This is a genomic window from Corynebacterium sp. KPL4015 (assembly GCF_040225725.1).
GTDB classification, from domain to species: Bacteria; Actinomycetota; Actinomycetes; order Mycobacteriales; family Mycobacteriaceae; genus Corynebacterium; species Corynebacterium rhinophilum.
This window is the reverse complement of record NZ_JBEHGF010000025.1, coordinates 35,619-44,630: the sequence shown is the minus strand read 5'-3', so window position 1 is coordinate 44,630 and position 9,012 is coordinate 35,619. Positions and strand designations below refer to the sequence as shown.

Here is a 9,012-nt window from a genome sequence, read left to right as displayed (position 1 = left end):
AATGGCCGTGGCCTTTCCCGACCGCTTCGACAAATACCTATAAACCTAGCCCCACACACAAACAACTTGACACGCTCATTGCTCGTCGTTGGGTGTGCGCCAGTCCATGGGCGCGGTAGGAACGAGTGCAGATAACGCCCTAGCAGAATCGTTTAACGCCACCTTAAAGCGGGAAGTCTTGCGTGATAGGAAAGTCTTTGGCAATCCCATTATCTGCCGTCAGGAAGTCTTTAGGTGGTGCATGCGCTACAACACGCGCCGGCGACACTCGTGGTGCAACCTTCTAGCTCCCGATGACTTCGAAGCACTCACATCAGCTACACTGACCAAAGCAGCATAGCTAACCCCCGACGTGTCCACTGTCCGGGGGTCAGGCCCATAATAGAAATCAAGGCACATGCCTAGGAACAAAACACGGGGCACTTCATCTTCCCAACTCGACTGGGTTGAATATCAGGTGGCCACCAAATGGAGGTCAGTTCCTTCCAGATTTTCCCCTCTATTCAAACGGAACAAAACCTGGGACACTTCAGGCTTAAAGCAATTTGTGCATGACCAATGGAAGTCTTGAGATGAAATGGCGCGGCTTTCCGCTGAGTGGATCCGTGAATTCTAAGTCCGTTGCTGTTAAGTGCATGGGTACGGACATGTCTTCAGCTTCCTCAGGGAAAATCGTGGGGTAGACGGGATCGCCGAGGATCGGTACGCCCGCCTGCCACATGTGCAGCCGCAATTGATGGGTCTTCCCAGTCTGTGGTTTTAGGGTGTAGATGCCGAGGTCAGCTAGTGAACCGTGAACCTTTTCGTAAGGGGCCTTATCAATGGGTTCTACCGATTCTAGTGTGGTGAAAGCATTTGGTTCACCATCTGCTATCCGGCCCTGGATTTCACCGGGCGTTTTAGTTAGGTGGGAGGACCATCGGAGGGGCGTCGGCAAGCGGCGGAATTCCGCGACCGCCTGGTAGGTTTTGTGAACTTTCTTTTCTGCAAAGAGGGACTGGTAGGCGCCGCGGACTTCCTTGTGCTTGGTAAAAAGAAGCAGGCCCGAGGTGAGGCGGTCAAGGCGGTGTGCCGGCACTAATTCGTTATTTCCGGTGGAACGGCGTAGGCGCACGGTGGCGGTTTCGACGATGTGCCGGGCGCGCGGCATGGTGGCCATGAATGGGGGCTTATCGGCTACCAGGATGTTGTCATCCTCATAGATGATGGGGATGTCATAAGGCACGGGTGCTTCTGGTGTGGGGATGCGGTAAAAGAAGACATCGACATCTTTGCCGAGCACGGTACCTGGCTTTAGGGGAGTTTGATCGCGCAGGACTACCTCGCCCGCGGTGAATCGGTCACGCAGTGCCTGTGCATCATCATTGGGGTGGCGGTGGCGCTGCGAGGAGATGACTTCGCTGAGAAAATCCCAGGTGCTGAGACCTTCCTCCGGCGTACGTACGCGCGTGGGGTTGAGCCCATTTTTAATGGGCAAAGGGCTGAATCCTTTTTTGTGGTGTATTAGTGTGTTTGACATGGATATTAATTCTCTCGCGGACCAGGTGCTGGCTTTTTTCAATGACGGAATTGGCGCGGTGATATGGGACGTATTCCGAACGCTCCTCGAAATTTTCTCTCCGTCCAATTCTGATCCTGCAACTGTCAACCATTAAGCCTAATCCGTACTATAATTAAGTTATAACCACTGAAAGGAAAGATCATGGCTAAGGAAGACATTGTAGTCGTCGCCGTCGACGGCTCTGACGCCTCAAAGAACGCCGTCCGTTGGGCGGCAAATACGGCGATGAAGAGGGAAATCCCGCTGCGCATCGCATCGAGCTACACCATACCGCAATTCCTGTATGCAGAAGGTATGGTTCCGCCGAAGGATCTCTACGATGACTTGCAGGACGACACCCTGGAAAAGATTGAGGAAGCTCGTGCAATCGCTCACGAGGTAGCCCCAGAGCTCAAGATTGGGCACACCATCGCAGAGGGCTCCCCCATCGATATGCTCTTGGAAATGTCTCAAGACGTCACCATGGTCGTGATGGGTTCGCGCGGCATGGGCGGCCTGTCCGGCATGGTCATGGGGTCTGTCTCCGCAGCAGTTGTTTCCCACGCCGCTTGCCCGGTAGTTGTGGTTCGTGAAGATAATAACGTCACCGACTCCACCAAATACGGCCCAGTTGTCGTTGGCGTGGACGGTTCCGAGGTTTCTCAGAAGGCAACCTCCTATGCTTTCCGCGAAGCCCAGGCTCGCGGCGCGGCCCTCGTTGCCGTGCACACCTGGATGGATATGCAAATCCAGGCATCCCTCGCCGGCCTCTCTGCAGCTCAGTCTGAGTGGTCAGAGATTGAAAAGGAACAAGCTGAGGTGCTGGAAGAAAACCTGAAGGAACCGCGCGAAGAGTTCCCAGATGTTGAGGTGAAGAAGCAGATCACCCGTGACCGGCCCGTCCGTGCGTTGACGGAGGCCGCCGAAGGCGCGCAGCTTCTCGTCGTTGGTTCCCACGGCCGTGGTGGATTCAAGGGCATGGTCCTTGGCTCTACTTCCCGCGCATTGCTGCAGTCTGCACCGTGCCCGATGATGGTGGTACGCCCAGACGACGAAGGCTAAATCATTCGCTAGCCTGACTTCCCAGCGCTCTTCTCCCGGCTTTTAGAGCCAGGAGTGGAGCGCTTCTGGTGTTTTAAAGCCACTTTGCTATACAAATGTGTCGCATTTGTTATCGCCACTTGAGTCACAGGGGTTTAAACTGGGAAGTGTTCGATACGTTTATATTAGGAGGAAATCATGGGACTAGGTTTGGGTCTATTTACTTCAATCATTGTTGGTATCATTGCCGGTTGGCTGGCAGAGAAGATTATGAAGCGTGACCACGGGTTGTTTACCAACCTGGTGGTGGGTGTTATCGGCGGCCTCATCGGTGGCATCATTATCCAGTTATTGAATATTGAGGCTAGCGGTGGTTGGATCTTCTCTATCGTCGCGGCCACCGCTGGTGCTTGCATCTTGCTGTGGATTGTGGACAAGGTGAAACAATAGTCCGCATATAACTAGCGTACATACCGGTTTGTCTATAAAGTATAGATGAACCGGTTTTGTCGTTGTAGAGAGGAATCCATGGCAGAGAAGAAGTCGCGCCGCAATCGCCCCAGCCCGCGGAGTCGATTGCTGGAATCTGCAACAAAGCTCTTTAAAACTGAGGGCATTCGCGTCATCGGTATTGACCGCATCTTGCGCGAAGCGGATGTGGCCAAGGCATCCCTATATTCCTTGTTTGGTTCCAAGGATGCCTTGGTTATTGCCTACGTAGAGTCCTTGGATGAACAATTCCGCCAGGACTGGGAGCAGCGGACGGCTGCCATGCAGGATCCGGACCAAAAGATCTTGGCCTTTTTTGACAAGGTCATTGAGGAAGAGCCGGAGGAAGGATTCCGCGGTTCGCACTTCTTGAATGCAGCGGGCGAGTACCCGCGGCCTGAAACGGATTCGGAGCGCGGCATCGTCGCGGCCTGCATGCAGCATCGCAATTGGGTGCACTCTACCTTGACGGCTCTGTTGACGGAGCGCAACGGTTATCCCTCGGCCTCCCAAGCAAGCCAGCTCTTGATTTTCCTCGATGGCGGTCTCGCCGGATCCCGCCTGACCAAAGAAGCAGGGCCACTCTATACCGCCCGCGAGCTAGCTACTCAGATGCTTTCGGCTCCTCCTGCTGATTATTCGATTTAAGGTGCTTGCGCGCCTCAATGCGCAGCCGGTTGACCCGTTTTTTCTCCTCCTTGGAAAGAGCGGGTTGTTTTTCTTTATTCCGCCAATTTTGAAGGCTCTCACGGCGCATCGCATTTACTTCATCTGTAAGGGGGTAGAACTCGCGCAGCATGATTTCAAAGATGATGGTCTGAATGAGGGTGATCCAATATGCACAGGCCCAATAAATAATGATGGCGACGGGAATGGGGCCATTATGAGCCAGGTGCCAGAGGAAGAAGGGCACGATGATGAGCAAAATGCCCATGAAAATGAATATGCGGCGGTTTAGTTTTAGATCGAATTGCGTGGTGAGGAAGCTGCGGATTAGGGCGATGATGGAATTCGCCATGGTAAAGACGATGGCAGCAATGAGGACGGGATTAAGAAGATCGCCGTGATCGCGGGCGAAGTCAGTGATTGGGGCACCGTAGAATGTGGTTTCACGAAAGGCGGCGACGTCGTCAGCATTGAGCATGCCGACGGTCTTTGAGTCCTGATCGATTTTCGACATCCGAAGGATTACTTGGTACAAACCAATGAAAACCGGAATCATGATGAGCGGCGGGATGCAGCCAGCAGCAGGTTTGTAGTTATAGCTCTTCATGAGGTCCTGCTGATTCTTGATGAGCGCAGCCATTTCCTCTTTGGTGCTGGCCTGGTTCATTTCCTTAGAGATATCGTTATTCTCCGGGCGCATGAGGACACCGATGCGTGCGGAGCGCAGCGACATCCAGTTGAGGGGGATAACGATGCCTCTCACGGTGAGTACCAAAAGGAAAATGGAGACAAGCCATGCAGCGGATTCATCAACGAAGCCGCTGATTAGCCAATGCCAGAATTTCATGATTCCGGAAACCGGGTACATGAAGAACTCGAACATGGTTTTCCTTTCGGAGAGGAAGTATGGTTTAGGACATGACAAAAGTTCTGGGCGAACTCATGCTAACCATTGGTTTGGTTTTAGTTCTATTTGCATTCTATGAAGCCTATTGGACGAATGTGGAATCAGGGCGCTTACAAGATGAAGCTAATGCAAAATTAGAAGAGCAGTGGCGCAACCCCCGGGAGAAAGTGGACCCAGATTTGGGAGAGGCTTTCGCACAGATGTACATTCCAGCCTTTGGCTCGGATTATCATTTTGCCATCATCCAAGGCACGGATGATGATGATCTCCTACGCGGCCCTGGTCACTATGAGGACACACAAATGCCAGGTGAGACGGGGAATTTTGCGGTGGCTGGGCACCGCGTAGGCAAGGGTGCCCCATTTAATGATTTGGGTTCTTTGCACACCTGCGATGACGTTATCATCGAAACCCAAACGGAAAAGATTACTTACAAGGTGCTGCCTATCGATGGCGAGCATGCGGATTGCTTCGATGAAGTACCAGAAGAATATAGCCATGTTGCAGGCAGGCACATCACCACGCCTGGCGATGTCTCAGTGATCGACCCCGTCCCAGGAACTGAAGCGGACCCCACGCGGGGAATGCTGACTCTGACTACCTGTCACCCGCAATTTTCCAACGCCGAGCGCATGATCGTGCACGCGATGGAAGTTGGAAAGGAAGCTAAGTAATGTATCGCGCTTTGTGGAATCTATTGCCAGGACCGAAGCCAGTGAAGGCGCTGCTCGCCATCGCCATTGCGGTGGGAATCTTCTTCCTCCTCATGGAGGTTGTCTTCCCCTGGGTTTCGCCGATGATGCCCTATAACGACGTCGCGGTTTAAAGCCCTAAATTGGCAATGGCTTCCTGGGCAATCTGCTCGGACTTGAAGGTCTGTTGCTGATTGCTCCACACCAGCACCGCGTGGGTATCCTTTTGCACGGCATAGACGGCCTGCTCATTGACGATGCCCCGTCCGCCTTCCCAGCCTGCGAAGGAGGCGGGCTCGGTGGCATCGATTGGCGCGGCCCAATCCACCGCGGCGCGGGCGTTTTCTACGGTGGGCATCTCGCGCACGATGACGGTAGCTTGCGGGTCATCCTGATAGGACCAAAAGACGCAGGCGGGGGTGGGGAAGCGCGTGTCGATGCCCTGCTTGGTAAGACGCTCGCCATTGGTATTTTCCAACCAGCCGGGATCGATATAGGGGCAATCGCTCCACTCGTTGACCTCTGCGGTCTGTGCGACGTTGATGGCGGCGCTTTCCGGTGTCACCTCGTGTTCCGGTTCGGTCTGGTCTGCTTGTTCGGTCTGGCATCCCGCGATCCCTATTCCGGTCAGGGCGAGAAGGACAAGTAGGCTTTTGCGCATGAGCTCCACATTAGAACGGGATTCTGATGCACTGCGTACCGGCATTCATTTCTTGACTGCGGTCCTGTTAGTGGTGGGTATTTTTACTTCGGTGAAAATGCCGCTATCGCAGTCCCTTATTAACCTATTGCTATTGGTGGGGTTCGCGGCCGTCTACTTTGCGGGATCGATCTATGCGGAGCAGTGGCCGCGGCCCATGCGCTACTTGTGGATAAGCATCCTGACGGTGTTATGGGGTGCGGATCTTTTCGTGGCTCCCGCCGCCATTTATCTGGTATTCGTCATGTACTTTTTGTACCTGACGGTGCTGGATGTGACCGCAGGTATCCTGTGTGTCATCGGTGCGACCGTGCTCACTGTCGTGGTGCAGATACCGGGAGGCCTGACCTTTGGTGGAGTGATGGGACCGGCGGTCTCGGCACTAGTAACCGTGGCGATTACCTATGCGTTTCGCACCTTATCGCGTATGAACCGGGAGCTAGTAGAAACCCGTACGCAGTTGGCGGCCACGGAACGAGACGCCGGCATGGTGGCCGAACGCCAGCGCATCGCCCACGAGATTCATGACACCTTGGCCCAGGGGTTGTCATCAATTCAGATGCTCCTGCACTCCGCCGACCGGGATCTGGATAAAGACGACATTGCCGCCGCCCGGCGGCGCATTGAGCTCGCCCGGCGGGCCGCGGCGGATAACCTGCATGAGGCGCGGGCCATGATTGCGGCGCTGCAGCCTCCCACACTGACGGAGACATCCCTTGAGGCGGCGCTGACGCGCATGGCGGAAAACTTCGCCGCTACTGCGGGGTTCCAGGTGGAGGTCGAAAGTGAGGGCGCGGAGCAACAGCTGCCGATGAAAATAGAGGCGGCGCTACTGCGGATTGCACAGGGGGCGGTGGGGAACATCGTCAAGCATGCCCACGCCAGCCGCGCCCGGATCACCGTCACCTATGAAACCGACGAGGTGCGCGTGGATGTGGTGGATAATGGGCAGGGTTTTGAGCCCGCGACGGTGGAAAGCGCGCCGGCGGGCCTGGGGCATATTGGCCTTTCTGCCATGCAGCGCCGTGCGCAGGAGCTGGGCGGCGAGGTGATCATAGAATCCGCGCCGGGGGAGGGAACGGCTGTGTCAGTTAGTATGCCCTTTGATAAGGCGGTAGATTAAACTTTTGGTTGAGAAAAACATCGATAGGAGGGATGTCGTGATTCGGGTCCTTTTGGCAGATGACCACGAGATTGTGCGGCTGGGGCTGCGTTCGGTGCTTGAAGGTGCCGAAGATATCGACGTCGTGGGCGAGGTAGCGACGGCGGAGGCCGCTGTGTCTGCGGCGCAAGCAGGCGGTATCGATGTCATCCTCATGGACCTGCGCTTCGGGGCGGGCCTGGAGGGAACGCGCGTTATGGGTGGCGTCGAAGCCACCGCGCAGATTCGTTCCTCCATGAGCACGCCGCCCAAGGTGTTGGTCATCACCAATTACGACACCGATGCGGATATCCTCGGCGCTATCGAAGCAGGCGCGGTGGGCTACCTCCTAAAAGACGCCCCACCGCAGGAGCTTTTGGATGCCGTCCATTCGACGGCGGAGGGGGACTCGGCGCTCTCGCCCATCGTGGCCGATCGCCTCATGACCCGAGTCCGCACGCCCCGCACCTCGCTGACCCCGCGCGAGCTAGAGGTTTTGCAACTGGTGGCGGCGGGGGCCTCGAACCGGCAAATTGGCCACGACCTCATGCTTTCTGAGGCCACGGTGAAGTCCCACCTGGTGCACATTTATGACAAATTGGGTGTGCGCTCCCGCACGTCCGCGGTGGCGGCCGCTAGGGAACAGGGCGTGCTTTGAACGTCTAGTGGGCGGCGTTGTAGGCGTCGATAATGTCTTGGGGGATTTTGCCGCGGCGTGCTACGTCATGGCCCTGCTTTTTTGCCCATTCGCGGACCTTGCGGGGATCGACCTGTGGGGACTCGGCATCGGGGGCGGCATGTGCGGCCTCGACAAAGGGGGGCGATTGCCTCGTGGAAGCGGCGAGCATTGTCGCGAGATAGATCCATGAGGTAGCTACGTCCGTTGACGCTGAAGCGAACTACTTCTAATTCATCCTCACCAATGAGTTTATTATCTAGGTCATCATAAAATTGCGTGATTTCGCGGCGTGCCATAGTACCTCCATGGTTTCATGGTTTATTGCGTCGATATGTTTGCCTAATACCGGCATTTGGAATCTGAATTAACTTTAATTCAATTCTACCAGTGTGGAAATTAATAGACAATAAAAATTTACTTATTGGCGCTCGCGTAAAAAATATCGCCGCCACCTTAAAGAAAGGTGAACGGCGATTGGTAGAAAGAAAAAGAGAAATTAAGCGCCCAGGCGCTGTTGAATCTCCGCAGTAACGGAATCGATCTCTCCGCTAATGGTCTTATGTGCACGGCGGCGCTGCTGCTCCGTCATGAATTCGGCGTTATCGATCGCGGAATCAACCTCCTCGAGGCGCTCGCGCACGTCCCGCTTGAAGCCGGCGGGCAGATCTACATCCTTGAGGGAATTACGGATGCCGGCGGTGCGGGCCTTGAGCGGGGCGCCATAGCCAGAAAAAGAGGCCATTTCCGCGGAACTCACGCCCGCCTTGTGAGCCTTGCGCTTTTCTTTTTCGGACTTAAGGCCCACAAATGCGCGATAAACGAGGGGAAGCAACAGCGGGGCGGCGGTGCGCAATGCGCCTGCATAGCGCTTGACCTTGCCAGAATTAAAGTGGCCCTCGCGCAACTTTTCCAGTTCTTTTTCCGCCATTTTTTGTTCGTGCTTCCGGCGCTTTTTGAGGCCCTTTTCTTCGGCCTTAACAAGGTGCTTTTCTTGCTTGGCAAGGAGCTTTTGTTGGCGGCGACGATCCTTCGACTGGGCCTTTACCTCAGCCTTGGCGCGCGCCTTTGCCGCCTTGGCCTGCGCACGCGCTTCTTGGCGAGCCTTTTTCAATTTCTTGAGGATACTCATTATTTTCCCTTACGTTTGATCGAGTCTG

Annotated in this window: 11 protein-coding genes and 2 pseudogenes; 8 read left to right on the top strand and 5 right to left on the bottom strand. The window is 55.2% G+C overall.

Features of this window, described 5'->3' with window-relative positions:
* Positions 1 to 79: 79 nt before the first annotated feature.
* Positions 80 to 340: pseudogene (locus ABRP64_RS09435) on the top strand (integrase core domain-containing protein); the annotation flags it as partial.
* A 195-nt stretch (positions 341 to 535) separates the two neighbouring features.
* On the opposite strand, the gene ABRP64_RS09430 reads toward ABRP64_RS09435, so the two are convergent.
* Positions 536 to 1,582, bottom strand: coding sequence for a pseudouridine synthase (locus ABRP64_RS09430; protein ID WP_502880530.1), 1,047 nt, complete (start codon positions 1,580 to 1,582; stop codon positions 536 to 538).
* Between the two features lie 120 nt (positions 1,583 to 1,702).
* Between ABRP64_RS09430 and ABRP64_RS09425 the strand changes: the two genes are divergently transcribed.
* The 3 genes from ABRP64_RS09425 (at position 1,703) to ABRP64_RS09415 (ending at position 3,718) form a co-directional block, all read left to right on the top strand.
* The gene (locus tag ABRP64_RS09425; protein WP_284771248.1) at positions 1,703 to 2,602 is read left to right on the top strand and encodes a universal stress protein; all 900 of its coding nucleotides are present in this window, start codon (positions 1,703 to 1,705) and stop codon (positions 2,600 to 2,602) included.
* A gap of 177 nt (positions 2,603 to 2,779) precedes the next feature.
* The gene (locus ABRP64_RS09420) at positions 2,780 to 3,031 is read left to right on the top strand and encodes a GlsB/YeaQ/YmgE family stress response membrane protein (protein WP_005279667.1); all 252 of its coding nucleotides are present in this window, start codon (positions 2,780 to 2,782) and stop codon (positions 3,029 to 3,031) included.
* A gap of 78 nt (positions 3,032 to 3,109) precedes the next feature.
* On the top strand, positions 3,110 to 3,718 hold the full coding sequence (locus ABRP64_RS09415) for a TetR/AcrR family transcriptional regulator (RefSeq protein WP_284771247.1): 609 nt from the start codon (positions 3,110 to 3,112) through the stop codon (positions 3,716 to 3,718).
* Here the strand turns inward: ABRP64_RS09415 and yidC are convergent.
* Positions 3,675 to 4,619 (bottom strand): membrane protein insertase YidC, encoded by a 945-nt coding sequence (gene yidC, locus ABRP64_RS09410; protein WP_284771246.1) that lies wholly within the window; start codon positions 4,617 to 4,619, stop codon positions 3,675 to 3,677. The two genes, ABRP64_RS09415 and yidC, sit on opposite strands and share 44 nt — an antisense overlap.
* 35 nt (positions 4,620 to 4,654) lie before the next feature.
* Here yidC and ABRP64_RS09405 point away from each other — a divergent pair, with 35 nt between their 5' ends.
* Together ABRP64_RS09405 and ABRP64_RS09400 are read left to right on the top strand one after the other, a co-directional pair.
* Positions 4,655 to 5,317 carry a class E sortase gene (locus ABRP64_RS09405; protein ID WP_284771245.1) on the top strand — a complete coding sequence of 221 codons (663 nt, stop codon included), beginning with the start codon at positions 4,655 to 4,657 and terminating at the stop codon, positions 5,315 to 5,317.
* Positions 5,317 to 5,469: a hypothetical protein gene (locus ABRP64_RS09400; protein ID WP_284771244.1), complete on the top strand. Its 153-nt coding sequence runs from the start codon at positions 5,317 to 5,319 to the stop codon at positions 5,467 to 5,469. Before ABRP64_RS09405 ends, ABRP64_RS09400 begins: the two co-directional genes overlap by 1 nt.
* Here the strand turns inward: ABRP64_RS09400 and ABRP64_RS09395 are convergent.
* On the bottom strand, positions 5,466 to 5,996 hold the full coding sequence (locus tag ABRP64_RS09395; RefSeq protein WP_349866252.1) for a DUF2020 domain-containing protein: 531 nt from the start codon (positions 5,994 to 5,996) through the stop codon (positions 5,466 to 5,468). The two genes, ABRP64_RS09400 and ABRP64_RS09395, sit on opposite strands and share 4 nt — an antisense overlap.
* Here ABRP64_RS09395 and ABRP64_RS09390 point away from each other — a divergent pair.
* Both ABRP64_RS09390 and ABRP64_RS09385 read left to right on the top strand, forming a co-directional pair.
* Entirely contained in the window at positions 5,995 to 7,158 is a 1,164-nt protein-coding gene (locus ABRP64_RS09390) for a sensor histidine kinase (protein WP_349859185.1), read from the top strand. The genes ABRP64_RS09395 and ABRP64_RS09390 overlap by 2 nt on opposite strands.
* 37 nt (positions 7,159 to 7,195) lie before the next feature.
* Positions 7,196 to 7,834 (top strand): response regulator, encoded by a 639-nt coding sequence (locus ABRP64_RS09385; RefSeq protein WP_023018163.1) that lies wholly within the window; start codon positions 7,196 to 7,198, stop codon positions 7,832 to 7,834.
* Positions 7,835 to 7,838: 4 nt separating this feature from the next.
* Here the strand turns inward: ABRP64_RS09385 and ABRP64_RS09380 are convergent.
* Together ABRP64_RS09380 and ABRP64_RS09375 are read right to left on the bottom strand one after the other, a co-directional pair.
* Positions 7,839 to 8,151: pseudogene (locus tag ABRP64_RS09380) on the bottom strand (histone-like nucleoid-structuring protein Lsr2).
* 200 nt (positions 8,152 to 8,351) lie between these two features.
* Positions 8,352 to 8,984 (bottom strand): DUF6474 family protein, encoded by a 633-nt coding sequence (locus tag ABRP64_RS09375; protein ID WP_284771240.1) that lies wholly within the window; start codon positions 8,982 to 8,984, stop codon positions 8,352 to 8,354.
* Positions 8,985 to 9,012 lie beyond the last annotated feature (28 nt).

Coding starts and splice junctions, on each gene's coding strand:
- ABRP64_RS09425 (WP_284771248.1), top strand. CDS start 1,703: ATGGCTAAGGAAGACATTGTAGTCGTCGCCGTCGACGGCTCTGACGCC.
- ABRP64_RS09420 (WP_005279667.1), top strand. CDS start 2,780: ATGGGACTAGGTTTGGGTCTATTTACTTCAATCATTGTTGGTATCATT.
- ABRP64_RS09415 (WP_284771247.1), top strand. CDS start 3,110: ATGGCAGAGAAGAAGTCGCGCCGCAATCGCCCCAGCCCGCGGAGTCGA.
- yidC (WP_284771246.1), bottom strand. CDS start 4,619: ATGTTCGAGTTCTTCATGTACCCGGTTTCCGGAATCATGAAATTCTGG.
- ABRP64_RS09405 (WP_284771245.1), top strand. CDS start 4,655: ATGACAAAAGTTCTGGGCGAACTCATGCTAACCATTGGTTTGGTTTTA.
- ABRP64_RS09400 (WP_284771244.1), top strand. CDS start 5,317: ATGTATCGCGCTTTGTGGAATCTATTGCCAGGACCGAAGCCAGTGAAG.
- ABRP64_RS09390 (WP_349859185.1), top strand. CDS start 5,995: ATGAGCTCCACATTAGAACGGGATTCTGATGCACTGCGTACCGGCATT.
- ABRP64_RS09395 (WP_349866252.1), bottom strand. CDS start 5,996: ATGCGCAAAAGCCTACTTGTCCTTCTCGCCCTGACCGGAATAGGGATC.
- ABRP64_RS09375 (WP_284771240.1), bottom strand. CDS start 8,984: ATGAGTATCCTCAAGAAATTGAAAAAGGCTCGCCAAGAAGCGCGTGCG.